Origin of the sequence: Burkholderia arboris (assembly GCF_038723655.1) — a bacterium.
Taxonomy (GTDB): Bacteria; Pseudomonadota; Gammaproteobacteria; order Burkholderiales; family Burkholderiaceae; genus Burkholderia; species Burkholderia arboris.
The window spans coordinates 1665802-1691615 of sequence record NZ_CP109822.1 but is presented as its reverse complement, the minus strand read 5'-3'; the positions used below and the strand labels follow the sequence as shown (position 1 = coordinate 1691615).

Below are 25814 nucleotides of genomic sequence, written 5' to 3'. Positions count from 1 at the left end.
CGCCGGGTCAGACGAGCTCGGGCGTCTGCACGACGCTGATCTCGACGCCGACGGCCGTCGCGCCGAGCCCCGTCACCGGCTGCGCGTCGCGATAATCGAGGCCGGCCGCGATGCGCACGTAGCGCTCGTCCGGGCAGCGGTTCATGAACGGATCGAACCCGACCCAGCCGAGCCCTTCCACATACGCCTCGGCCCATGCATGGCCGGCCGGCTGCTGCATCAGCGCGGCAGCCTGCGGCTGCGCGCCGAGCGCCGGTTGCGGCATCCCTTGCGATTGCGCGGCGTGCGACGCGCCGAGCGCCTGCTGCATGCCCTCGCCGCTCTGCAGCGCGAGCGCTTCCTCCTCCTCGACGTCGCCCGTGTTCTGCTTCGCATCGGCCATGCGCTGCATCGCGCTGTCGGCGAGCACGTAGCCCGAGATGTAACGCGCGGGAATCTTCAGCACACGCGCGGCGGCAATGAACGCATGCGCATGGTCGCGGCTCGTGCCCTCGCCGCTTTGCAGCGCGGTTTCCGCGTCGACGGGCGCGTCGGCGGCCAGGTTCGGCGCATATGCGATGCGGCCGTGCACTTCCGTCATCAGCCAGTGCAATGCGTCGAGGCCGAGCGGCTCGATCGGCAGCGCTTCCGTGAGCGCGCGTACCGTATCGCCCGCCTTCGTGAGCGCGGTCTCGCGCTCGAAGATCCACGGCGGCGCATAGCCTTCAGGATTCCCGATGATGCCCGCGCGGTCCTGCGTCTCGACGACACCGGCCGCGATGACGACGATCTCGGCCTTCGCACCGCGGTCGTGACGCACGAGATCGATCCGGTTGCCGAGCCCGTCGGCGTACGACAGCGACGGCTCGACGCCGTCGATCGTGACCTGCCACGCGCGCACCGTCTGCCCGGGGCCCGACTGCGGGCGCAGCCGCAGCCGTTGCAGCGCATGGGTGGCTTGATCGTCGAACTGATAACGCGAGATGTGTCGGATGGCGAGTCGCATGGCAAGTTCTCAGTCGAAGTTGTAAGCCTGGGCGATTTCGAGCCCGAGGCTGTTGTTGCGGCCGATGAAGTCGGTCAGGAATTCGTGCAGGCCGCTCTTGAAGATCCGCTCGACCGAGGTATCGGACAGCATCTGCAGGATCTTCGTGGCCGTGTCGTGACACGGGTGTGTCACGCCGTAATCCTTCGCGAGCAGGTTCAGGCTCGACACGACGCGCCCGTAGCAATAGCGCAGCGAACGCGGCATGCGGCCGTTCAGGATCAGGTAGTCGGCGATGTTCATCGGCTTGTACTGCACGTCGTACACCCAGCGGTACGACCGGTGCGCGGCGACGCAGCGCAGGATCGTCTCCCACTGGTAGTTGTCGAGGATCGTGCCGACGTGCGACACCGACGGCAGCAGCAGGTGGTATTTCACGTCGATGATCCGCGCGGTGTTGTCCGCGCGTTCGATGAATGCGCCGATCTGCGCGAAATCGAAGATCTCGTTGCGCAGCATCGTGCTGTAGAAGCTGCCGAGGATCAGCGCGGTTTCGCGCTTCACCTGGTCGAGCACGGCCGGCAGCTCGCTCTCCGGCACCGGCTGCGCAAGCGCGCGGCGCAGCGAGAGCCACGCGCCGTTTACGCTCTCCCACGCCTCGCGTGTCAGCGCCGTGCGCACCATCCGCGCGTTCGAGCGCGCGGCCTCGATGCACGCCAGCACGCTCGACGGGTTGTCGCGGTCGCGCAGCAGGTAGTCGGTCACGGTATCGGCCGCATACGCATCGTATTTCTGCCGGTAGCCGTCGTCGGTGCCCGAGCTGACGAGCACCGACGACCATTCGGCCGGCGCGTCGGACGTGCGCGTGAGCGCCATCCGCAGCCCGGCATCGACGATGCGCGCGATGTTCTCCGCGCGCTCGATATAGCGGTACATCCAGTAGAGACCGCTTGCAGTACGTCCCAGAAGCATCTCGTGTCCACTCCGTCTTCGTTCGGTTGGCGCGCCGGCTCCGGCGCGCGCGGTCGCGTCCGGCTCAGTCGGCCAGCACCCAGGTGTCCTTGGTGCCGCCGCCCTGGCTCGAGTTGACGACGAGCGATCCCTCTTTCAGCGCGACGCGCGTGAGCCCGCCCGGCGTGATGCGGATCCGGTCCGACACCAGCACGAACGGCCGCAGGTCGACGTGGCGCGGCGCCAGGCCGGCGTCGGTCAGGATCGGTGTCGTGGACAGCGCGAGCGTCGGTTGCGCGATGTAGTTCGCGGGGCGCGCGCGCAGCTTCGCGGAAAACGCCTCGAGCTCGGCCTTCGACGCGCACGGCCCGACCAGCATCCCGTAGCCGCCCGAGCCGTGCACTTCCTTCACGACCAGTTCGTCGAGATGCTCGAGCACGTACTTCAGGCTGTCGGCCTCGCCGCAACGCCAGGTCGGCACGTTCTCCAGCAGCGCCTTGCGGCCCGTGTAGAACTCGACGATCTCCGGCATGTACGAGTAGATCGCCTTGTCGTCGGCGATGCCCGTGCCCGGCGCATTCGCGATCGTGATGTTGCCCGCGCGGTACACGTCCATGATCCCCGCGACGCCGAGCACCGAATCGGGGCGGAACGTGAGCGGATCGAGGAACGCGTCGTCGACGCGGCGGTACAGCACGTCGATCGGGCGGAACCCTTCGGTCGTGCGCATCGCGACGCGGCCGTCGATCACCTGCAGGTCGCTGCCCTCGACGAGGTGCACGCCCATCTGGTCGGCGAGGAACGAATGTTCGTAGTACGCGGAATTGTGGATGCCGGGCGTGAGCACGGCGATGGTCGGGTTGTCGGCGTTGCCGCCCGGCGGGCACACGGCCGCGAGCGACTGGCGCAGCATCTGCGGATAGGTTTCGACCGGGCGCACCTTCACCTGCTGGAACAGCTCCGGGAAGAGCTGCATCATCGTCTCGCGGTTTTCCAGCATGTACGACACGCCGGACGGCGTACGCGCGTTGTCCTCCAGCACGTAGAACTCGTTCTCGCCGGTGCGCACGATGTCGACGCCGATGATGTGCGTGTAAACGTTGCCGGGCGGCCGGAAGTCGATCATTTCCGGGATGAATGCTTCGTTGTGCGCGATCAGGTGCTTCGGCACGATGCCCGCGCGCACGATTTCCTGCCGGTGGTAGATGTCGTCGAGGAAGGCGTTCAGCGCCATCACGCGCTGCTCGATGCCGAGCGACAGCCGGCTCCATTCCGCGCCCGAGATGATCCGCGGGACGATGTCGAACGGAATCAGCCGCTCGGCGGCCTCCGCGTCGCCGTAGACGGCGAACGTGATGCCAGTCTTGCGGAACACGCCCTCCGCGTCGTGGGCCTTCTGGGCGAGGCTCGCGGGATTCTGCGTGTCGAGCCATTGCTTCAGGCGCGCGTAAGGCGCCCTTACCATGTCGCCGGATTGCAGCATTTCATCGAATGGCTTCATCGATCTTTTCTCCATCGATCGTTTTCCCCGGCATTGCGCATGCCGGACCGGCGTAATCAATGCGTCGCAAGGAACGTGCCTTGCGCAATCTCCTCGATATCCCCCCGTTTTTGCGCCGCGCCAGGCACGCCCGCGCGGCATTGCGCACCACAACGGTGCAGCGCCCGACGCGACGTGCGCCCGCATGCGCCGCGAGCGCGCACGGCCGATGCTGCGCCGCGTCTTTCAAACATAGTTCCCCCGCGTGTCACGACTGTGCAATCTGCACTGCACAAAAAAACGGCGCGACCGGGCACCGGACCGCCGCGATGGAGGCGGGCCGGCACGCATCCAGCGCAGCCGGCCCTGGGGGAAGTACCGTCTGCGGCGCGCCGGCAATTCGACGCTGTGAACTGTCCGGTTAGCCGGGTCCGGCACCTCAACGCTATGCAGCCGTAATCCCGCCGACAACGCTCATGCATATTTCGACTGACACCCATCGAAAAAAAACATCGCGCCGACCCACGCGAGGCGCGGTACGCTAGAAAATTGGTGCAGCACACGGTGCCGCCGCCCTCAGGCGCCCGACTATAAAAAGCGACGATCGAAATGGAAGCAAAGTGGCTGGAAGATTTCCTGAGCCTTGCGGATACCAAGAGCTTTTCCCGGGCCGCACGTCACCGGCACCTCACGCAGTCGGCATTCAGCAGACGAATCGCCGCACTCGAAACGTGGATGGACGCGAAGCTGGTCGACCGGAGCATCAATCCGGTCGCGCTGACGCCGGCCGGCCAGATGTTCCGCGGGCTCGCCGCGGACATCCTGCGCAGCATGTATGCGGCGCGCAATCTCGTGAACGGCTATGACCAGTTCGCGGCCAGCGACCAGGTCGTGCGTTTCGCCGTCGCGCATACGCTCGTGTTCACGCTGTTTCCCGAATGGCTCAAGCAACTCAACGGCGAGGTCGGCCACGTCACGGCACGCGTGAACGCAGTGAACGTGCCGGAAGGCGTGCAGCAACTCGTCGAAGGCGAATGCGACCTGCTGCTCGGCTATCACCATCCGCAACTGCCGATCGTGCTCGACCCGAACCACTTCCCGTTCGTCAGCCTCGGCGTCGAGCGGATCCTGCCCGTATCGACACCCGATGCACGCGGCAAGCCCGTGTTCCAGCTGCCCGGCACACCCGATGCCCCGCTGCCGTTGCTCGCGTATTCGTCGGGCGCGTTTCTCGGCAACATCGTCGAGATGCTGCTGCTGAATGCGACCGAGCCTTACGTGTTGCACCGCTGCTTCGAGACACACATGTCCGAGGCGCTGAAAGGGATGGTCGTGGCCGGTCACGGGATCGGCTGGCTGCCGGAGAGCTGCGTCGCGAAGGAGCTCGCGGATGGCACGCTCGTGTGCGCGGGCGCCGGGGACTGGATCACCGAACTCGAAATCCGCCTGTATCGATCGGCACGCCAGCGCGGGCTCGCGGCCGAGCAGCTGTGGACCTACATCATGAACCGGCCACGCGCGGCGGTCGAAGGTGCGGTCGCCGCCGAGCAAGCCGCCGCGCCGGCGATGCGCACCGCGCGGCGAATCGCCGGCGGCAGCCGCTGACTTATGCATGCGCGCGGTGCGGATTCGCCGCGCGAGTGCCCTTTCGACAGCAATCGGCACTCCCGCCGCAGTCCGTAATATCCCTGTGCCCGACCCGTAATCGATATCAGACGAAATGCAAACGTTTGCGTTTCAATATCGCATTTTTTACTGTCACGTCATTACATCCGAATATTCAGCCTGATTTTTCGGACAGAAATACCCTGTTACAGAACAAATCAAAAGTTTCCATTTACCTGCGGCAGTCAAAAATTACAAAGACGTCGCACCCTCTTTTCACAATGCGCGGCCTGTATCCGGACCTTCATTGATTCGCCGCGAACACAGCCGCAAAAATTCCTTTTATCAGTCGTTATTATTCGGCACGAACGTCGATACCTCCGACGTGATTCAATGCGTGCTCGATCATCACTGCCGACGAGCAATAATCATATTCGGCAATATCGACTTTCTTCAGCGTTAAACGAGTCATACGAATCCGTCGTTATCCTATTTAAATAGGATTATTCACCCTCGTCCCATTCGTGCCACACGCGGTTGTTGGTTCAAAAGTCATCGTGTATCAATAGCGTGTCGCAAAAAAACGCCGGCAAATCTGACTCGGAATAAATGCATGTCATTGACTCCAGACGGGAGGTTGCAATGTCTTCCTCGTTTCGACAGCATGCTCGCCCTTTCCTGAGCGTCTTCATCTCCGCGCTCTGCATCAATGCAATGGCTCAGGCCCCTGCGTCCGGTCCGGGCGCGGGCCGCTACGTGATCTCGTATATCTGCGGCGACGCACGAATCGACGGAACGGCACCGCTTCCCCCCGACGGCCGGCCCTACAACCTGGGCGTGTCGTTTGCTTCCGCCCGTACCGGGCAACCGCTGGCCGACGTGCAGGTACGCCTGCGGCGACATGGCCGCGTACTCGTCGAATTCAACGCATCGGGGTCGCGCTGCCTGTTCAGCGTACCGGATGCGAGCTATCGGGTCGAAGGGACCTATCAAGGCGCCACCCAGTTCGCGATCGTCGAGACGGGCGCGCTCACCACGCAGTTGCGATGGTGAACGTCGCCTGAATCCACGCCGATCGCGTCATTCACCGCAGCGTATCGAATCGAGGAGCATTGAATGACTCGTGCAGAACGACCGGACGACTCACCCGCCCGCCAGCCGAAGCCCTCGTGGGGGCCCGGAAAGAACGCGGCACTCAGCATCGTCGCGTTCGCCGCGATCTTCGGTCTCTTCGCGTATGCCGAGCGGGACTCGGTGGTCGGCCACGCGAGCATCGCGCACGACATCTCCCGCGTGATCGCCACCGCCGTCGGGAAATACCGCAACGCGATCGTGGCGGCGACTTCCCGCGCAACCGGTGCGTCCGGCGCGACGGTCGCCACCGCACCCGCATCGACGATTGCACAACCGGTCATGCCGCCCGCGCCGCCGGTGCCGATTCCCGAACCCTCCGCGTCGACGGCACGCGCGGTGTCGACCGTGCGGGCCGCCCCGGTCGCGGTCGAGCCGGAAGCCGCGCCGCGAACCACGCCATACATCGTTGCAAAACACCGGCAACCGTCCCATGCGACGCCCATGACATTCGCCGCCAATACGGGTGCCGCGCCGGCCTCCGGTCGTGCCATCGCACGGCACGGCGCGGCGCATCACGCGCAGCGAACCGAAACGCTGGCGGGCACGAGAAAGCGCCTGGACGACACGGCGAAGCCGCGCTCGTACGGCACCGACACGGCGCGCATGCAGACGGCAAGCGTCACACCTGCGGAACTGGAAGGTGCGCGTGCGCTGGCAAAGGCGCGCTCGTGCGCGCAGATCGACGAATGGAACTGCGTGGAGCAGAACGCGAGCCGTGCGCTCGCGATCGACCCGAAGAACAGCGAATCGCGCGCGTTGCTTGGACAAGCGATCCGCAATCGCCTGTGAACCGGTCGGATGCCGCCGGGCCTCGCCGCCCGGCGGTGCGACGGCCGGCGACGCGCGTCGTCGGGCGTGCAACCGACGTGATCGTTTCAGAGTGAGGACACACCGTGGACAGCAATCGGAAACAACAATGCCCCACCGTCGCTCCGCCGAACCGGCGGATCCTCCTGCATGCGCCATTGCTGCTCCTGCTCGTCGCGTCCGGCCCCTGCTTTGCCGCCGAAGGCGACGCGGAACCGGGCGGCGCGAGAGAAATCGCTGGGGCTGCCCCCGACGCGCTTGCGCCCGACATGCAAGCAGCCGGGACGCCGATGAAGATCGCCCTGGGTTCGGGCACGCTGCCCCCTCATGCGCCGACACCGATCGCACAGGCGTCGGATGCGTCGATGCAGATCGCACAGGCACCGAACCCGGCGATGCCGACCACGGTCGTGGTGGACCCGGACGCGCCGCAGCCGGGCGATCCGGGCCCGGGCGCGACATCGCCGAATGCGCCGGCCCCGGTCGCGCAGGCGTCGAACCCGACGATGCGGCTTGCGCAGGCCTTCGACACCGCGCCTCCGAATACGTCCGCATCGCACGCACAGACGTCGAATGCCCCGATGCAGCTTGCCCAGGCATCCGGCACCGCGCAGCCGGAGACGCCGGCGCCGGTCGAGCACACGTCGGGCGCCCCGCCGCAGTTCGCCCAGACCGCGACCTCCACGCAGCCAACCACGCCGACGCCGACCGCGCAGGCCACCGGCACCCCGATGCCGAACTCGCCTGCGCCCGTCACACCGCCCCCCGGCTCGCAACCGCCGTCGTCCCAGGCACCGAATTCAGCGACACCCGGCGCGCAGCTACCCGGCGAAACGATCCAGCGATCGCAAGGACCCGACGTCGAAACGCCGAATGCGCAGGCGCCGAATCTTCATACCGCCGATGTCGCGACGGTGCGCAACGACGTGTTCGGCCTCGCGGCGAGCGGCGGCGCGGTCAAGGCGCTCGATGAAGCGAAGGCCCGGCCCGACGCCTTCTCCGCAGTCGACATCGCGCAACTGGAAGAACTGTCGATTCGCCAGCAAGTACGCGGCGGACGCGACAAGTCGCGTTCGATGACGAGTTCGGACCGCTTCGACGGGCTCGACAACGCGCTGCGCGCGGCCGACGACCTCGACAGGCGAATGCCGGCCACGCCGGAATACACGCCGGTCCGGACGGCGCTCGCGGGCGACCGCACGGTCGCCTATGCGGCACGCGGCGACATGAAGACGGCCGTCGCGACGTTCGAGACGATTCCCTCCAACGCGGAAATCTCGATCGACGCGCTGGCCGCCGTCGGCGATGCGTACCTGTACCTGAGCGAACCGGTCAAGGCCAACGCCGTGTACCGGCGCGCGCTGCAGCAGGCCACCGCGTCGCCGACCGACCGCGCGACCCGCGGCTTCCAGTACGGCGCCCGCACGCGTCCGATCGAACTGCGCGAAGGGCTGTTCTGGTCGTACGTCGACCAGGGGCGTGCGCCGGAAGCAAAGCAGGCGCTCGACGAGATGGGCAAGTCGCTGCCGCCCGCCAAACAGGTGACCAGCGTCGGCCCGGAAGAAGGCGACTACCTGCGCTACTACCGGCTGCGCGCGCAATACCTGATCTTCACGGGTCATGTCGACGAAGGGATCGCCGCGCTCGAACAGCTCGAGAAACAGGTGCCGTTCAACGCGGAGATCCGCGCCGCGCACGCGGACGCGGTCTCGGGCCAGTCGCATCCGCGTCAGGCGATCTCGATGTATCGCGCATCGCTGACCGATCATCCGGACAGCGTCGAGATGCTCGCGGGCCTCGGTCGCGCGTCACTCACGGCAGACGACTACACGGCCGCGAAGACCGTCGACCAGACCCTCGGCAACACGTTCCCGGACAGCGGCGCCGTGCGCAGCTTCAAGCGCGACTACAACGCGTACCGCAGCCCCGTGTTCACGACCGACCTGAGCTACGAGCACGGCAACAGCGCGCTGGCGGACAACAGCTTCTCGTCCGACAGCTATGTGTATTCGCAACCGTTCGGTGACAACTGGCGGGTCTTCTCGCATACGTTCTTCGGCTATGCGCAAACCGACAGCGGCAACATCAGCCGCACGCGGACGGGCATCGGCGGCGACTACCGGCACGGCCCGCTCACCGTGCAGGGCGAAGTCACGCGCTCGCTCGGCACGGACGGCCGAACCGGCGGCCGCGGGACGGTCGCGTATGCGCTGAACGACTACTGGACGGTCAGCGCCGGGCTCGACACCAACGACAATTCGCTGCCGTGGAAGGCCTATGCCGCTCACATCTGGGGACGCTCCGCGAACGTCGAGGTCGTGTATCGCCAGAACGACCGCCGCCAGGTCAAGCTGAGCTACGGCGTGAGCCGCTACAGCGATTCGAACCTGCACCAGGAGATCGCGGCGAACGTCACGCAGCGCGTGTACACGTCCGCGAACCAGCTCGTCAACGTATCGCTGGATCTCGGTACCGACAGCAACACGCGCCAGGACGCGCCCTACTTCAACCCGGGTCGCGACTATGCGGCCGCGGCAACCGCCATGCACCAGCTGACGCTGTGGAAGAAAGGCGACATGTCGCTGCAGCAGCGCGTGTCGGTGTCCGGCGGCGTGTACAACGAGCGCGGCTTCGGCACCAGTCCACTGTGGAGCGCGCGCCTCGAGCACGCGTGGACGTTCAAGCACGACATCACGCTGACCTACGGCGTCGAAGTCAGCAGCCACGCGTACGACGGCCAGCGCGAACGCTCCGAAACCGGCTTCCTGTCGGTCAACCTGCCGTTCTAGCAAGGAGATCGCGCAATGCAAACCAGACGGACCTTCATGTGCGGATGCCTCGGCACGTTTGCCGCCTGTTCGTTGTTCCCGGGCGTGACGAACGCCAAGATGATCGACCTGCTGCCGCCGTCCGATCCGGCCGACGGCAAGACATTCCGCGTGATCTGCATGCACGATGTGCGCGACAACCTGATGGCGTCGTTTTCGTCGCCGACGGCGATGGTCGATCCGTTCGCGGTCGATACCGGTACGCTGACCGCGATCTTCTCGTGGCTGCAGACCAACAACTACCACACCGTCACGGTCAAGCAGATCGAGGAGTCGCGGCACGGCGGCAGGCCGCTGCCGCCGCGCGCAGTGCTGCTCACGTTCGACGACGGCTTTCGCAGCCACTACACGAAGGTGCTGCCGCTGCTCGAGCGCTTCAAGTATCCGGCCGTGATGGGCATCGTCACCGCGTGGATCGATACGCCACCGGATACGCCGATCCGCATCAGCGACAAGGTCCAGGTGCCGCGCGACTACTTCATGTCGTGGGACGAAGTGAAGCAGCTCGGCCAGTCGCACCTCGTCGAGCTCGGCTGCCACACCCACAACCTCCATCATGGCGCGATCGCGAATCCGCAAGGCAACGAGTTGCCGGCGACCACCTCGCACCTCTACCTGCAGGACCAGAAACGTTATGAAACCGATGCCGAATTCCAGGCGCGCGTGCACGACGACCTGCAGACATGCGTGCGGCAGATCCACGAACACACGGGCATCGTCGCACGCTCGATGGTGTGGCCCTACGGCGCGGAAAACCAGCCGGTGCGCCAGATATCGACGTCGCTCGGCATGGACATCCAGTTCAGCCTCGATGCCGGCCCGAATACGCCGGACGTGCCGCTGGACCGGCTGAGACGGATCCTGATGATGTACGACGTCGATATCGGCGGGTTCGAACGCTCGATGCGCGAGCCGGCGTCCAACCGCGGCGACGTCGACGTGCCGGAGCGCACCGTGCAGGTCGATCTCGACCAGGTCTACGATCCCGATCCCGCGCGCCAGGAAGCGAATCTCGGCAAGCTGATCGAGCGTATCTACCGGATGCAGCCCAAATCGGTGTATCTGCAGGCGTTTGCGGACCCGAAGGGCACCGGCGTGGCCGAATCGGTGTATTTCCCGAACCGGCACCTGCCGATGCGCGCCGACCTGTTCTCGCGCGCCGCGTGGCAGCTCAATACGCGCTCCAACGTGCAGGTGTACGCGTGGATGCCGGTGCTCGCGTTCCGGCCGCCGGCCGACAAGCAGCGCGGGCTCGAGGCCGTCAGCGCATACGGCGGCGCGCCGGCCCGCGAGAGCGGCACGCGCGTGTTCCGGCTGAGCCCGTTCGATCCGGATGCGCGGCTGATGATCCAGCAGATCTACGAGGATCTCAGCAAGCACGCGTCGTTCAGCGGCATCCTGTTCAGCGACGACGCCGTGCTCGACGACTACGAGGATGCGGGCCAGCACGCGCTGCGCACCTATTCGCAATGGGGGCTGCCGGCCGACGTCGGCAAGATCCGCGAGAACCCCGACCTGATGAAGCGCTGGACGCGCGAGAAATCGCGTTATCTGATCGACCTGACCCGGCAGCTCGAGCAGATCGTGCTGGCGCACCAGAACGTCGGCGACGTGCTGACCGCGCGCAACATCTTCGCGCTGCCGGTGCTCAAGCCCGAGTCGGAAGCGTGGTATGCGCAGAACTACGACGATTTCCTCGCCACCTACGACTACGTCGCGCTGATGGCGATGCCGTACATGGAGCAGGCGAAGGACCCCGAAGGCTGGCTGGACCAGCTCGTGCGGGCCGTGCGCGCGAAGCAGCGCGGGCTGCAACGCACCGTGTTCGAACTGCAGTCGTACGACTGGCACGCGCACAAGGACGTGCCGGCCAGCACGCTGCTCGCCCAGATGCGACGGCTACGCAGCGAGGGCGCCGTGAACTTCGGGTACTACCCGGACAACTTCCTGAACGGCCAGCCGGAGCTCGACACGATGCGCGACGTGATGTCGCTGAAGTCACGCCTCGACGCCACCTCGATCAACGCGCTGATGCAGATGCAGCAGTCGCACGGAGCAAAGACGCCATGACCACCCACGGCATCATCCAGCGCCTGCAGGATTTCGTCTTCTACTACCCGTTCTTCATGTCGTATCTGTGGATGATCGGCGGCGTCGTGCACTACTTCCTGCTGGAAGAAGGCCGCGAGCTGTCGACACGGACGATCGCGTCGAGCGGCATCCCGAAGATCTCGATCATCGTGCCCTGCTTCAACGAAGCCGCGAACGCGCGCAGCGTGATCAGCCACCTGACCCGGATGCAGTATCCGAACTACGACATCATCGCGGTCAATGACGGCAGCCAGGATCGCACCGGCGAGATCCTCAACGAGCTGGCCGTCGAGATTCCACGGCTGCTCGTGATCCATCACGCACGCAACGAAGGCAAGGCGGTCGGGCTCACCACCGCGGCCGCGATATCCAATGCGGAGTACCTGCTCTGCATCGACGGCGACGCGCTGCTCGCGCACGATGCGATCGGCTGGATGCTCGAGCACTTCCTGACCGACCCGGGCGTCGGCGCCGTGACCGGCAACCCGCGCATCCGCACGCGCACGTCGCTGCTCGGCCGCATGCAGGTCGGCGAATTCTCGTCGATCGTCGGGCTGATCAAGCGCACGCAGCAGGTGTACGGCCGCATCTTCACGGTGTCGGGCGTCATCACGATGTTCCGCAAGACCGCACTCGCCGACGTCGGCTACTGGAGCTCGGACATGCTGACCGAGGACATCGACATCAGCTGGAAGCTGCAGTGCCGCGACTGGCGCGTCGTGTACGAGCCGCATGCGCTGAGCTGGATCCTGATGCCCGAGACGCTGAAGGGCCTCTACCGGCAGCGGCTGCGCTGGTCGAAAGGCGGCATCCAGGTGCTGATGAAATATGCGGGCACGCTCGCGCGGCCGACGCAGATGATGATGTGGCCGCTGTTCGTCGAATACCTGATCGGCATCGCGTGGGCCTATTCGATGTCGTTCATCCTGCTGCTCGCGCTGGTCGACGTCGTCTACCCGTTGCCGCCGAGCTGGCACGTATCGGTCGTGCCGCACTGGCACGGAATGCTGCTGGTCGCCACCTGCATCCTGCAGCTGATCATCGGCAGCATGATCGATCGTCAGTATGACGAAAAACTCCTGATGTATTTCCTGGACACCATCTGGTATCCCGTTGCTTTCTGGCTGATCAGCATGATCACCACCGTCGTCGCCCTGCCGGCCGTCGTGCTGCGGGGCCGCGGCAAGCGGGCCGTATGGGTCAGCCCCGACCGAGGCATTCAACATGAAGAACGCGCCGATTATTGACCTTTCCCTGCGCACGCCGCGCGAAATGATCGCCGAACGCGGCCGCATCGCCGGCTCCGTGCTGGTCGTCTGGTTCCGCCTCGTGCGGCCGGCGCTGGTCGGAGCCGTGTGGGCGTCGATCTGCATCTATACGTACCGCTACCTGCTGCCGTTCAACCAGGCCGAGATGCCGATCGAACAGATGGTGTTCTACGGGACCGCGATCGCGACCATCGCGGGCACGATCGTCACGTGGCTGATCGCGGGGCGCGTCGTGCATCCGCTCGCCTACCGGCTGCGCGTGTCGAAGATGCTGCGGCGCTCGGCCAGCGCGAAGGTGCGCTCGGTGCCGGCCACCGCGCTGGCCGGCGCCCGCCGGCGTGGCGCGCGGCGCACGACACGCATTCTCGTCGCGTCGCACGACGCGAACGGCTCCATTTCCGGCATCGAATGGGTCGCCCACGCGGGGCCGCAGCCCCGCGAGTAATTCAGCGGAGACGCGCCGCCGCGCACGGGACGCCATCCGTGCGGCGCGGCGCCGCTCCTGACGCCGCGCTGCCATGCATCGCCGGCAGGCCGGCAACTTCTTCTGGACGAGGTGAATCATGTGCGGAATCGTCGGAGCAAGCGGCCTGAACAATCAGGTGCCGCAACTGGTCAATGCGTTGAGCCGGCTCGAGTATCGCGGCTACGATTCGTGCGGCATCGCCGTGCAGGGCGACGGCCGTCTGCGCAGCGAACGCACGTTGCGGCGCGTGACGGACCTGCAGGCGCGCGTGCTGACGCTCGGCCTGGAAGCGCAGACCTGCATCGCGCATACCCGCTGGGCGACGCATGGCGCACCGTCGGAAACGAACGCGCATCCGATCATGTCCGGCGACACGATCGCGGTCGTGCACAACGGGATCATCGAGAATCACGACGCGCTGCGCGTCGAGCTGCGGGAACGCGGCTACACGTTTCGCGGCCAGACCGACACCGAGGTGATCGCGCACCTGATCCACAGCGTCTATCGCGACGACCTGTTCGACGCGGTCGTGCGCGCCGTCAAGCGGCTGCACGGCGCGTATGCGATCGCGGTGCTGAGCGCACGCGAGCCGCAGCGCCTCGTCGCCGCGCGCGCCGGCTCGCCGCTCGTGATCGGCATCGGCGCCGATCAGAACTACCTCGCGTCGGACTGCGCGGCGCTCGGCGACCTGACCGACCGTTTCGTCTACCTCGAAGACGGCGATGTCGCGTTGATCACGCCGGACCGCATCGCCGTGATCGACTCGGGCGGGCATGAAGCCCGGCGCCCGCTCTGTGAAGTGAAGGCGCGCGAAGGCGACGCCGCGCTCGGTCCGTACCAGCACTTCATGCAGAAGGAAATCTTCGAGCAGCCGAAGGCGATCGACAGCACGCTCGACGGCATCGACACGATCTCGCCGGCGCTGTTCGATGCGACCGACGGCGCGCACGCGCTGTTGTCGAGAGTCAGGAGCGTGCTGCTGCTCGGCTGCGGCACCAGCTACTACGCGGGCCTGACCGCGAAATACTGGCTGGAGAGCATCGCCGGCATTCCCGCGCAGGTCGAGATCGCCAGCGAATTCCGCTACCGCGACACGGTGGCCGATCCGCGCACGCTCGTCGTCGGCATCTCGCAGTCGGGCGAAACGGCCGACACGATCGGCGCGCTCGAACAGGCGCGCGCGATGGGCCAGGCGCTGTCGATGGCGATCTGCAACGTCGCGACCAGCACGATCGCGCGCAACGCGCCGCTGCGGTTTCTCACGCGAGCCGGTATCGAGCTCGGCGTCGCGTCGACCAAGGCGTTCACGACGCAGCTCGTCGCGCTGTTCGTGCTGACGCTGACGCTGGCGCAACAGCGCGGCCGGCTCGACGCGGCGCACGTCGCGATGCACCTGAAGCAGTTGCGTGCGCTGTCCGGCCGCATCGGCCACGCACTTGCGCTGGAAACGCAGATCATGGGCTGGGCCGCGAAGTTCGCGCACACCGAGAACGCGCTGTTCCTCGGGCGCGGCATCCATTTCCCGATCGCGATGGAAGGCGCGCTGAAGCTCAAGGAAGTGTCGTACATCCACGCGGAAGGCTATGCGGCCGGCGAGCTGAAGCACGGCCCGCTCGCACTCGTCACGAGCGCGATGCCGGTCGTCACGATCGCGCCGGACGACCGCCTGTTCCAGAAGCTGAAGTCCAACATGGCCGAGGTTCGCGCGCGCGGCGGCCGGCTCTACGTGCTGGCCGGCAACCAGCTCGAAATCGACGCCGACCGCGACACGCACCTGATCCGCGTACGCGAGTCGGGCGACCTGCTGTCGCCGATCGTCAACGTGATCCCGCTGCAGCTGCTCGCCTATCACGTCGGCTGCGCGCGCGGCGCCGACGTCGACAAGCCGCGCAACCTCGCGAAATCGGTGACCGTCGAATGACGCGGCGAATGCGCCCGGCGCGGGCGGCCGTGAAGCGCGTCGCGGCCGCGCTCTGCGGCGCGTGCTGCATCGGCGCGGTGCCGCTGTTCGCGCTCGCGGTCGCGCCGGCCGTGCATACGGTCGCCGTGCCGGCGGCGTCGACGCCGCAGGAAACCGGCGACCCGCGCCGCTTCATGCACGGCATCGGCGTGGCCGATGCCGGCAACGGCAAGCGCTGGGTGTTCTTCAGCAGTTCGGGCATCGTGCCGCGCGGCGCGCTGCGCAACGGCAACTGGCCGCATGACGTGTACGTCGGCGAATGGCTGCCGGGCAAGCCGCGCCTGCTGCATGTCCGCACGTTCATCAGCCGCCCCGAGGCACAGGAACCGGTATCGATCGCGCAGAACGCGCGCGGCGACATCTTCGTCACGTTCGAGGACGGCTGGAACGCACCGCAGGAAGTCAGCCAGCGCTATGGCGTCTATCGACGCGACCTGAAGCCCGTCAAGCCCTACCCGAACGACGTCGAGCCGGGCGGCCATTCGGGCCATGTCGCAACGGTCGGCGAACGCTTCGTCGTGTTCTATTCGGCCGACTGGGTCAACGGCGGCGGCGTCGACAATCTCGGCACCGGCAACGGCGTCTACCTGAAAACCTACGACGCGGCCGGACGTGTGCTGAACCACGTGGCGGTCGCGCCGCACCGCCGCGAGTGGTGGCCCGTGATCGCGGGCTCGCCGCGCACCGCGTTGCTCGTCTGGCAGAAATTCATCGAAGGCAGCACCGACGCGACGCTCGAGTACGCGACGTTCGATCCCGTCACGGCCAGGCTGGACCTGCTCGGGACGCTGAACGACAGGATCCGGTACTACGTGTACTCGTCGGCCTATGTGCCGGAAATCGATCGCTTCATCGTCGTCACGACGACAGCGGACGATCGCGGCGTCGCGATCCTGATCGCCCCGGACGGCCGCCGCACGGCGACGCTCGATTGCCTGCCGGCGTCGGTGCGCGAAGCCGGCATCGGGGTCTCCGGCACGCATGCGTACGTACCGACCCGCGACGGGCGGCTGCTGACGCTGGCGCTTGGGGCCTCGGACATTTCGGTAAGTGGCATGCAGCGTTCGCCGATTCCGTGGGGCTCGACCGGTATCGCCGGGTTCCCGGCGCGCGGCACGGCGATGCATTTCGTGTCGCTGACGCCGTCGGGCACGCGCGAAGCCGATTTCGAAGCGGAGCGCGACACGCCGATGCCGAACGGCGAAGTGCCTTGTTCGAGTCATTGACGCCGCATGACCCGCCCGGTTGAAGCCGTTCAGCCGGCGATCCCGCTACCCTGGCCGAACCGCGCCACGCAATGCCACACCCACTTGGCCGTCTGGTAGTCGAGCAAGCCGTCGCGCGCGCGGCCGAGCACGGCCGGCGTCACGACGCGGTCGACGGCAATCTGCGCGATGGCATCGGCCGCCGCCGGCCCGCGGAACTGCTCGCACTCGGCAAGCCGATCCAGCGACAGCCGGAAACCGCCGTGCCACTCGACCCGGCAGCCCGACCGCCCCGCCGCCGCCTCGACCGGCGTATCGCGATAGCTCGGATCGAGCACGATCGCGTCGACATCGTCGCCGAGACTGACCGCACCGTGGACCTGCGCCTCGATGTAGTTGTCGAGCAGCGCATCGAGCCCGTCGCGGTTTTCAGCCGCGAGCGGGATCAGCGCCGTGCAGTCCTGGATCGCGAAATGCGCGGGCTGGTAATGGCTATCCGGATAGCAGAAGGTCGTTCGCCGGTGCACGTCGTTGCGCAGACGCAAATGACAGGATCCAAAGCGTCTCGATCCGCCAACCGGATCGAGCCGATGATTCAGCGCACCGTACTTGGGCCGCAGTGCGGGATCGGCATCATCGTATGCCCGCCCGAACATCCTGCTTTCCCATTGCCAGCGATCGCCGCCGGGATACGCAGTCAGGCCGCCGTTGCTCGTCGCCGTTTCGAACTGCGACCGGTACATGCCGTCGCGGACAATCCGCTCGAGCGTGCCGATGCCGGCGGCCAGCGTGTCCGGATGAAAATTGAGCGTAACGGGGAAGGCAGCGCCCAGCCGCTCCGGCGGCGGCCAGGATCGTCGGATATGGGCGAGCGCCCGGTCTGCGGCAGTGTCCATGCGTGGTGTCCGGTAGCGTCGAACGTTGCCGACGGTATCGTGGCGTTGCCGGCCCGGCGCCGGGGCGGATGGCCGCGTCGGGCACGTGCCGAAGCACGATACTACCGCGCACGTGCTCCGATCGCCCCTCCGTCGCAGAATTCGCCAGCGCCGCGCGTAGCGGATAGACTGTCGCCCGATTCCTTCCATCGGCCGCGGCGCCCGCCTCCTGCCGCCGCCGGAACGCCCTTCCCAGGAGAACGAATGCTGAAGCGCCAGTGGTTTTCGCTCGTGCTGCTGATGGTCTGCCTGATCGGACAACGCGCGTCGGCCCAGCCCACGCTCGAACTCGAAACCGACGGCACGGCCCGCACCCTCACCCGGCAGACGCTGCTCGCGCGCCCCGACGCCACGGACATCCACGTGCCGCGCGACATCGCGTATGGCCGGCCGATGACGTTCCGCGCGGTGCCGTTCGCCGCGCTGCTCGGCGATACGCCGCTGCCGGCCGACGGCGTGCTCGAAACCCGCGCGGCCGACGGCTTCGCCGCGCAACTGCCGATGGATCTCGTGCGCCGCCAGGCACCGTCCCGCGCCGTCCCGTGGCTCGCGATCGAGGATCCGGCCCATCCGTGGCCGAAGCTGCCCGGCAAGCAGGTCAGCGCCGGGCCGTTCTACCTCGTGTGGCTCGGGCCGGATGCGTCGTCGGTGCGCGGCGAGCAGTGGCCGTACCAGATCGTGCGCGTGACGATCGAATCGTCGCCGCTCGCGCGCTGGCCGTCGCTCGCCGTCGATGCCGCATTGCCCGCCAACGATCCGGCCCGCGCGGGACAGCGGCTGTTCGTCACGCAATGTCTCGCGTGCCACCGGCTCGACGGCGCGGGCAGCAGCCACGCCGGCCCTGACCTGAACGCGCCGATGAATCCGGTCGACTACTTCCAGCCGGCCGCGCTGCGCCGCTATATCCGCAACCCGGCATCGGTGCGCGACTGGCCGGGCCGCAGCATGCCGGCGTTTCCGCCCGACCAGTTGAGCGACCGCGAACTCGACCAGATCGTCGCGTATCTCGCGGATAGGGCAAAGCGCAAGGCCGGCAAATAACGGGCAGCCGGATCATCCAGGGGACGTTGATGACGCCACGCGACACGCTGTTCACCATCGCACCGATCGACGCCGTGCAGACGCACCCGCTCAGGGCGACGATCCTGCTGAACGGCGACCTGACCGCGTGCGAACTGGCGGGAGACCATGCGCCGACGACGCTGCACGTCGGCGTGCGCGACGGCCGGTCGAGCATCGTGGCAGTCGCATCGCTCTGCGAGGAGCCGCGCGACGACGACCCTGCGCGGCCGGCGTGGCGGCTGCGCGGGATGGCCGTCCACCCTGCCGTGCGCGGCATGGGATTCGGGCGTGTGTTGGTGCAGGTTTGCGTGCGGCACGCGGAACAACGCGGCGCCGCGCTCGTCTGGTGTACGGCGCGCGAAGCGGCGTACCGGTTCTACGAACAGCTCGGGTTTGCGGCCGATGACGCGTTGATGACGATGCCGGGCCGCACCGATACGGCGTTCCATGTGATGCGCCGTTACATCGATCGGCGTTTGCCGTCAGCCTGACGCCACCCGCGCGCGGCGCCGCGCCGGAAGGATGCACGTTCAGCCCGGCGAACCCCTTCCCGCCGGGCCGCGCGCATCACCCTCAGGCTTCCTGCGCGCTCTGCAGCACCGCACGCAACAGTACGTCGGCCCCCGCCGCCGCCCATTCGGGCGTAATCGCTTCGGCTTCGTTGTGGCTCAGCCCGTCGACGCACGGCACGAAGATCATCCCGGTCGGCGCAACCCGCGCGACATAGCACGCGTCATGGCCCGCGCCGGACACGATATCCATGTGCGACAGCCCGAGCACCTCGGCCGCATCACGCACCGTGTCGATGCAGCGCGGCGCGAACGGGATCGGCGCATACGTGAAGATCTGCTCGATCTGCGCGCCGAGCCCGGTTTCGTCGGCCACGCGTGCAAGCTCCGCACGCAGCACCGCATCCAGTTCGTCGAGCACCGCATCGTCGGGGTGACGGAATTCGACCGTGAAGAAACAGCCGCCCGGCACCGTGTTGCGCGAATTCGGCCGCGCCTCGATCATCCCGACCGTTGCGCGCGCATACGGTGCGTAACGGCGGCCGAGCACTTCGATGAACGAGATCATCCGCGCGGCACCGACCAGCGCATCGCGACGGACCTCCATCGGCGTCGTGCCCGCATGCGCGTCGACGCCGGTCAGCGTCACTTCGTACCAGCGCTGCCCCTGCCCGGCCGTCACGACGCCGATCGTCTTGCCGGCCCGTTCGAGAATCGGGCCCTGCTCGATATGCAGTTCATACGCCGCGTGCACCGGATAGCCGCCGACGGGTTCGGCGCCCGCGTAGCCGATCCGTTCGAGTTCCTCGCCGATCGTCCTGCCCGCGCCGTCGGTACGCGACAGCCCGTATTCGAGCGTATAGACGCCCGAGAACACGCCGGCCGACACCATCGCCGGTGCGAAGCGCGAGCCTTCCTCGTTGGTCCAGATCACGACGTCGACCGGACGCTCGGTCTCGATACCCGCATCGTTCAGCGCGCGCACGACTTCCAGCCCGCCGAGCACGCCGTAGATGCCGTCGTAGCGGCCGCCGGTCGGCTGCGAATCGGCGTGCGAGCCCGTCATCACCGGCGCGGCATCGGGGTTGCGGCCCGCGCGGCGCGCGAACACGTTGCCCATCCGGTCGACGCGCACCGTGCAGCCGGCGTCGCGCGCCCATTGCACGAACAGGTCGCGCGATTCGCGATCGAGATCGGTCAGCGCGAGGCGGCAGACGCCGCCCTTCGGCGTCGCGCCGATCTGCGCCATCCGCTCGAGCGACGTCCACAGACGGTCGCCGTCGACACGCGGCGCATTCACGGTGTCGTCACGCATCGCCGTTCTCCGGCACGCTTTGCCGTGCGTAGCGGAAATCGCAGCGCTTGCCGCCCTGCATGATCGTGCTCGTGCGCGTGAGCGCGATGTCGGGCGCATAGCCCTGGATGAAATAGCTGTCGCGCGCGCAGCTCAGCAGGTGCCCGATCTCGCCGAGCCCCATTGCGTGATACATCTCCGCGTAGCTGCAGCGATGCACGTCGTAGTCGTAGTGCGCGTCGTCCGCACGCCGCACCTCGACATCGAGCGCATCGTCCTTCTCCCACAGCACCTGCAGCGCGATGAACGACTGCACGCTCGTGCCGCCAGGCTCCTGCGTGGCGAACGTGCGGCCCGCGTCGACGGCCGCGCCGCGCACGGCTTCCGCGATCACGGCCTGCGCGCGCTCGGCGCCGAACTCGCGCTTCATGATTTCGTAGATCGGCTTGATGATTTCCGCTTCGATGCGGCGCCGCGCGAGGATCCCGAGGCGCGTGTCCTCGGGTGCGGCGGCGGATGTCTGGGTCGCTTCGGTCATGGGGATCGTCTTCGTTGTCCGGTTGCTTACTTGACTGCGGTGCGCGCGCCGCCGAGCACATCGACGACGGTCCACTTGCCGCCGCGCACCTGGTAGATCGTGAAAGCCGGGTCCTTCAGGTTGCCTTCGGCGTCGAACGCGATGCGCCCCGTCACGCCTGGCCGCTCGATCGCGCGCACCGCCGCGACCAGCTTCGCCGGCTGTGTCGTGCCGGCCTTCTGCGCGGCCGCGATCAGCGTGGCGGCCGCGTCGTACGCGAACGGCGCATGCAGTTCGATCGGCGCACGGAAGCGTGCCTGGTATTGCGTGTCGAACGCCTTGCCGCCCGGCATCCGGTCGAGCGGCAGGCCCGGCTCGAGCGCCGTCACGCCGTCGCCGTCCTTGCCCGCGAGCGACAGGAAGGTCTGGCTCACGAAGCCGCCCGCGCCGAGCAGCGGCGCGTTCACGCCGAGTTGGCGCATCCGGCGCGAGATCGGCGCGGCCTGTGCGTCGAGGCCGCCGAAGAACACGAGATCCGCGCGCTTGCCCTTGATCGCGGTCAGCACGCCGCTGAAGTCGGTCGACTTGTCGTTCACGTACTGACGATCGACGATCGTGCCGCCGTTCGCCTGCACGCCCTTGATGAACTGCTCGGCCAGCCCCGCGCCGAACGACGTGCGATCGTCGATCACCGCGATGCGCTTCGCCTTCAGCGTCTTCACCGCGTGCGCGCCGGTGAAATTGCCGCCTGCGTCGTCGTGACCCATGATGCGGAACGCTGTCGCGTAGCCCTGCTGCGTGTATTGATGGCCGGTGGACGCCGGCGCAATCTGCGGGATGCCCGCATCGCGGTACACGCGCGACGCCGGCACGCTGCAGCCCGTGTTCCAGTGACCGACGACGCCGATCACGTGCTGGTCGACGAGTTGCTGCGCGACCGCGACGGCCGTGCGCGGGTCGGACTGGTCGTCGGCTGCGACGAGCTTGTAGACGACCGGCTTGCCGCCGATGGCCGGATGTTTCGCGTTCGCGTCGTCGATCGCGAGTTGCGCGCCGTTCTGCAGATCCTTGCCGATCCGCGCGGAGGGGCCGGTAAGCGGCGCGGCGAGACCGATCAGGATCGTCTGCGGCGCGGATTGCGCGAACGCGGGAACGGAGGCGACCAGGGCGGCCGCCGAGCATGCGAGGCTGGCGTGGAGAAATGCGATTTTCATGTGCGAGGGATCGGTGAATCGGATCAAAACATGAAAAATATTAAATATTCATCACCCAAACCCCAAATACCCAATTGTTGGATGCTTATGCCGTTCTCGGCACATTAAAGCACAACCCTGTAAACAAAGGATATTTTCATGTTGTCGCTTTCCCTGACTTTTCGATAAAATTCGACACATGAAAAATATCGAACAATTGCCGCACGATCCGCCGCTGCGCGCGGTACGTGCGTTCGAAGCGTTTGCGCGTCTCGGATCGGTCACCGCGGCGGCGGGCGAACTCGACATCACGCCGTCGGCGGTCAGTCATCAGCTGCAACTGCTGGAAGCATTCATCCAGACGCCGCTGACGGTGCGCGAGGGTCGGCTGCTCGCGCTCACCGACGAAGGGCGCGACTACTACCGGTCGATCAGCGCCGCGTTCTCGGTGCTGCGCAGCGCGACGCGCTTCGTACGCGACCGTTCGTCGCTGCGGCAGATCACCGTCAGCCTGATTCCGCTGCTCGGCATCGGCTGGTTCATTCCCCGGCTGCACGCGTTCCTCGCGGACAACACGGACGTCGACGTGACGGTGCTGTACGCACATCACCGCAACTACCGAAGCGATGCGTCGGACCTGTCGATCCGCTTCGGCACCGGCGACTGGCCCGGCTACCGCTGCGAGCGGCTGCTGCCGGGCGCGATGGTGCCGATGTGCAGCCCGTCGTTCCTGAAGCGCCACGGGCCGTTCCGCACGCCGGCCGATCTCGCGCGTGCGCCGCTCGTGCACGACGAGGACCGCAGCACGTGGGTCAACTGGCTGCAGGGCGCCGGCGTGCGGCATGTGTCACACGCGGTGGGACCGATGTTCGAGGATGGGCAGCTCACGCTGAGCGCCGCGCGTGCGGATCTCGGCGCGGCGCTGCTGCGTGCGCCGCTGGTCGAGCGCGAGCTGGCGAACGGCGAACTGGTGAAGCTGTTCGATCACGCGCTCGACGACGGGCGCGATTACTACCTGTGCACGCGCGAAGACGCGGATATGCCGGACGGGGCTCGGCGGCTGGCGGCGTGGCTGAGGAAGATGGCGGGGATTTGAGCGGAGGCATCCCGCCAGCTCCACGCAATCAAGGGCCGGAAGCAGATAGAAAATCCCGATGCCCCGGATTGAAACAAGCAATTTCCCAAACTCAGGGTGAACCCGGATACTGGCAACACTCCACTCACCACTGACGAAAAGGAATTCTCCAGATGCCGATCATCAACACCCAAATCAAGCCGTTCAAGGCAACCGCTTACCACAACGGCGATTTCGTGCCCGTCTCGGAAGAGAACTTCAAGGGCAAGTGGTCCGTCGTCGTGTTCTACCCGGCCGACTTCACGTTCGTCTGCCCGACCGAGCTGGGCGACCTCGCCGACCGTTACGCGGAATTCCAGAAGCTGGGTGTCGAAATCTACGGCGTGTCGACCGACACGCACTTCACGCACAAGGCATGGCACGACACGTCGGACACGATCGGCAAGATCAAGTACCCGATGATCGGCGACCCGACGCTCACGCTGTCGCGCAACTTCGACGTGCTGATCGAGGAAGAAGGAATGGCCCTGCGCGGCACGTTCGTGATCAACCCGGAAGGCGAGATCAAGCTGTGCGAAATCCACGACAACGGCATCGGCCGCGACGCAGGCGAACTGCTGCGCAAGGTGCAGGCTGCGCAATACATCGCGGCGCACCCGGGTGAAGTGTGCCCGGCCAAGTGGACGCCGGGTGCGGAAACGCTGACCCCGTCGCTCGACCTGATCGGCAAGATCTGACGATCGCGCCGCGCGCCTCGCACGAGGCGCGCGGCGGCGGGCCGCCGCAGCGCGGCCCGCCCCCTCCTCCGGCACGACGTGCCCGACCAGCATAATCAATACGGAATCCGAAACGCCATGCTCGACGCCAATCTCAAGAACCAACTCAAAGCGTACCTCGAAAAAATCACGCGCCCGATCGAACTCGTCGCCTCGCTCGACGACGGCGCGAAATCGCAGGAACTGCTGGCGCTGCTGAACGAGATTGCGTCGCTGACGGATCGCGTGACCGTGACCGAACGCCGCGACGACGCCGAGCGCAAGCCGTCGTTCTCGATCGGCGAGCCGGGCAAGCCGGCCGGCATCCGCTTCGCCGGCATCCCGATGGGCCATGAATTCACGTCGCTCGTGCTCGCATTGCTGCAGACGGGCGGCCACCCGATCAAGCTCGACGACGATGTCATCGAGCAGATCCGCGCGCTCGACGGCGACTACGCGTTCGAGACGTTTTTCTCGCTGTCGTGCCAGAACTGCCCGGAAGTCGTGCAGGCGCTGAACGTGATGTCGCTGATCAACCCGCGCATCCGTCACGTCGCGATCGATGGCGCGCTGTTCCAGGATGAAGTCGAGTCGCGCCAGATCATGGCCGTGCCGACGATGTTCCTGAACGGCGCCTCGTTCGGCCAGGGCCGCAGCAGCGTGAAGGAAATCCTCGCGAAGCTCGATACGGGCGCCGGCGAACGCGCCGCGAAGTCGCTCGAAAACAAGCCGGTGTTCGACACGCTGATCGTCGGCGGCGGCCCGGCAGGCGCGGCAGCCGCGATCTACTCGGCCCGCAAGGGCATCGCGACGGGCGTCGTCGCCGAGCGTTTCGGTGGCCAGGTGCTCGACACGATGGCGATCGAGAACTTCGTGTCGGTGCAGGAAACCGAAGGGCCGAAGTTCGCAACGGCACTCGAGCAGCACGTGAAGCAGTACGACGTCGACATCATGGACGTGCAGCGCGCCGACGCGCTGATTCCGGGCGACGTGCACCAGATCCACCTCGCGAACGGCGCGGTGCTGAAGGCGAAGACGATCGTGCTCGCGACCGGCGCGCGCTGGCGCGAGATCAACGTGCCGGGCGAGCGCGAGTACCGCAACCGCGGTGTCGCGTATTGCCCGCACTGCGACGGCCCGCTGTTCAAGGGCAAGCGTGTGGCAGTGGTCGGCGGCGGCAACTCGGGCGTCGAGGCCGCGATCGACCTCGCCGGCATCGTGAAGGCGGTCACGCTGATCGAGTACGGTGCGCAACTGCGCGCGGACGAAGTGCTGCAGCGCAAGCTGCGCAGCCTGCCGAACGTGACGATCGTCACGCAGGCGCAGACGACCGAACTGACCGGCGACGGCAGCAAGCTGAACGGGCTCGTCTACAAGGATCTGCGCTCGGGCGACACGCAGCGCATCGATCTCGAAGGCGTGTTCGTGCAGATCGGCCTCGTGCCGAACACCGAATGGCTGAAAGGGACGGTCGAACTGTCGAAGCACGGCGAGATCGTCGTCGATGCGCGCGGTGCGACGTCGGTGCCGGGCGTGTTCGCCGCCGGCGACGTGACGACGGTGCCGTTCAAGCAGATCGTGATCGCCGTGGGTGAAGGCGCGAAGGCATCGCTCGGCGCGTTCGATCACCTGATCCGCCAGGACGTGGCGCCGGTCGCCGCTGCGCAGCCGCAAGCCGAGGAAGCGGTCGCCGCATAACGCCCGTCGGCATACCC

At 66.8% G+C, this 25814-nt stretch carries 21 protein-coding genes; 14 read left to right on the top strand and 7 right to left on the bottom strand.

All coding sequences use genetic code 11. The features are described from left to right. Positions 1–7: 7 nt before the first annotated feature. The 3 genes from OHZ10_RS24930 to OHZ10_RS24920 form a co-directional block, all read right to left on the bottom strand. Complete coding sequence (locus tag OHZ10_RS24930; RefSeq protein ID WP_342705968.1) at positions 8–985, bottom strand: transglutaminase family protein; 978 nt, start codon at positions 983–985, stop codon at positions 8–10. Positions 986–994: 9 nt separating this feature from the next. Further along, positions 995–1936 (bottom strand): alpha-E domain-containing protein, encoded by a 942-nt coding sequence (locus OHZ10_RS24925; RefSeq protein WP_059237069.1) that lies wholly within the window; start codon positions 1934–1936, stop codon positions 995–997. A 64-nt stretch (positions 1937–2000) separates the two neighbouring features. Further along, positions 2001–3416, bottom strand: a complete 1416-nt coding sequence (locus OHZ10_RS24920) for a circularly permuted type 2 ATP-grasp protein (RefSeq protein ID WP_059237070.1) — start codon at positions 3414–3416, stop codon at positions 2001–2003. Positions 3417–4004: 588 nt separating this feature from the next. On the opposite strand from OHZ10_RS24920, the gene OHZ10_RS24915 reads away from it, so the two are divergent. The 9 genes from OHZ10_RS24915 to OHZ10_RS24875 all read left to right on the top strand — a co-directional run bounded on the left by OHZ10_RS24915 (position 4005) and on the right by OHZ10_RS24875 (position 16780). Continuing rightward, positions 4005–5000, top strand: a complete 996-nt coding sequence (locus OHZ10_RS24915; protein WP_059237071.1) for a LysR substrate-binding domain-containing protein — start codon at positions 4005–4007, stop codon at positions 4998–5000. A gap of 642 nt (positions 5001–5642) precedes the next feature. Beyond that, positions 5643–6053, top strand: coding sequence for a hypothetical protein (locus tag OHZ10_RS24910; RefSeq protein WP_059237072.1), 411 nt, complete (start codon positions 5643–5645; stop codon positions 6051–6053). Positions 6054–6116: 63 nt separating this feature from the next. Next, on the top strand, positions 6117–6923 hold the full coding sequence (locus OHZ10_RS24905) for a hypothetical protein (RefSeq protein ID WP_342705967.1): 807 nt from the start codon (positions 6117–6119) through the stop codon (positions 6921–6923). A 104-nt stretch (positions 6924–7027) separates the two neighbouring features. Then, positions 7028–9730: a poly-beta-1,6 N-acetyl-D-glucosamine export porin PgaA gene (gene pgaA / locus OHZ10_RS24900; RefSeq protein WP_342705966.1), complete on the top strand. Its 2703-nt coding sequence runs from the start codon at positions 7028–7030 to the stop codon at positions 9728–9730. Between the two features lie 15 nt (positions 9731–9745). Next, a complete protein-coding gene (gene pgaB / locus OHZ10_RS24895) occupies positions 9746–11839 on the top strand; it encodes a poly-beta-1,6-N-acetyl-D-glucosamine N-deacetylase PgaB (RefSeq protein ID WP_340625083.1) in 2094 nt (697 codons plus the stop codon). After that, a complete protein-coding gene (gene pgaC, locus OHZ10_RS24890) occupies positions 11836–13107 on the top strand; it encodes a poly-beta-1,6-N-acetyl-D-glucosamine synthase (RefSeq protein ID WP_174991886.1) in 1272 nt (423 codons plus the stop codon). The genes pgaB and pgaC overlap by 4 nt, the downstream gene beginning before the upstream one ends. Then, positions 13085–13573, top strand: a complete 489-nt coding sequence (locus OHZ10_RS24885; protein WP_342705965.1) for a Biofilm PGA synthesis auxiliary protein PgaD — start codon at positions 13085–13087, stop codon at positions 13571–13573. Before pgaC ends, OHZ10_RS24885 begins: the two co-directional genes overlap by 23 nt. 118 nt (positions 13574–13691) lie before the next feature. Further along, complete coding sequence (gene glmS / locus OHZ10_RS24880) at positions 13692–15515, top strand: glutamine--fructose-6-phosphate transaminase (isomerizing) (protein ID WP_342705964.1); 1824 nt, start codon at positions 13692–13694, stop codon at positions 15513–15515. Then, entirely contained in the window at positions 15512–16780 is a 1269-nt protein-coding gene (locus tag OHZ10_RS24875; RefSeq protein WP_407045091.1) for a hypothetical protein, read from the top strand. The genes glmS and OHZ10_RS24875 overlap by 4 nt, the downstream gene beginning before the upstream one ends. Positions 16781–16809: 29 nt before the next feature. Here the strand turns inward: OHZ10_RS24875 and OHZ10_RS24870 are convergent, their stop codons facing one another. Further along, the gene (locus OHZ10_RS24870; protein WP_342705963.1) at positions 16810–17655 is read right to left on the bottom strand and encodes a DUF3626 domain-containing protein; all 846 of its coding nucleotides are present in this window, start codon (positions 17653–17655) and stop codon (positions 16810–16812) included. Between the two features lie 243 nt (positions 17656–17898). Here OHZ10_RS24870 and OHZ10_RS24865 point away from each other — a divergent pair, with 243 nt between their 5' ends. Together OHZ10_RS24865 and OHZ10_RS24860 are read left to right on the top strand one after the other, a co-directional pair. Further along, complete coding sequence (locus tag OHZ10_RS24865) at positions 17899–18735, top strand: cytochrome c (RefSeq protein ID WP_342705962.1); 837 nt, start codon at positions 17899–17901, stop codon at positions 18733–18735. A 29-nt stretch (positions 18736–18764) separates the two neighbouring features. After that, complete coding sequence (locus OHZ10_RS24860; RefSeq protein WP_342705961.1) at positions 18765–19247, top strand: GNAT family N-acetyltransferase; 483 nt, start codon at positions 18765–18767, stop codon at positions 19245–19247. Between the two features lie 82 nt (positions 19248–19329). Here OHZ10_RS24860 and OHZ10_RS24855 read toward each other — a convergent pair whose 3' ends face one another. Genes OHZ10_RS24855 through OHZ10_RS24845 form a run of 3 tightly spaced genes read right to left on the bottom strand, consistent with a single transcriptional unit; the run spans position 19330 to position 22290 of the window. Next, on the bottom strand, positions 19330–20580 hold the full coding sequence (locus tag OHZ10_RS24855; RefSeq protein WP_059237083.1) for a Zn-dependent hydrolase: 1251 nt from the start codon (positions 20578–20580) through the stop codon (positions 19330–19332). After that, positions 20573–21097, bottom strand: a complete 525-nt coding sequence (locus tag OHZ10_RS24850) for an L-2-amino-thiazoline-4-carboxylic acid hydrolase (protein WP_059237084.1) — start codon at positions 21095–21097, stop codon at positions 20573–20575. Before OHZ10_RS24850 ends, OHZ10_RS24855 begins: the two co-directional genes overlap by 8 nt. A 26-nt stretch (positions 21098–21123) precedes the next feature. Beyond that, positions 21124–22290, bottom strand: coding sequence for a branched-chain amino acid ABC transporter substrate-binding protein (locus tag OHZ10_RS24845; protein ID WP_342705960.1), 1167 nt, complete (start codon positions 22288–22290; stop codon positions 21124–21126). A 178-nt stretch (positions 22291–22468) separates the two neighbouring features. Here OHZ10_RS24845 and OHZ10_RS24840 point away from each other — a divergent pair, with 178 nt between their 5' ends. From OHZ10_RS24840 to ahpF, 3 genes are all read left to right on the top strand, one after another. Next, on the top strand, positions 22469–23365 hold the full coding sequence (locus tag OHZ10_RS24840; protein ID WP_059237086.1) for a LysR substrate-binding domain-containing protein: 897 nt from the start codon (positions 22469–22471) through the stop codon (positions 23363–23365). A gap of 152 nt (positions 23366–23517) precedes the next feature. Further along, positions 23518–24081: an alkyl hydroperoxide reductase subunit C gene (gene ahpC / locus OHZ10_RS24835; protein ID WP_006488685.1), complete on the top strand. Its 564-nt coding sequence runs from the start codon at positions 23518–23520 to the stop codon at positions 24079–24081. A 117-nt stretch (positions 24082–24198) separates the two neighbouring features. Next, on the top strand, positions 24199–25797 hold the full coding sequence (gene ahpF, locus OHZ10_RS24830) for an alkyl hydroperoxide reductase subunit F (protein ID WP_342705959.1): 1599 nt from the start codon (positions 24199–24201) through the stop codon (positions 25795–25797). The last annotated feature ends 17 nt before the right edge of the window (positions 25798–25814 follow it).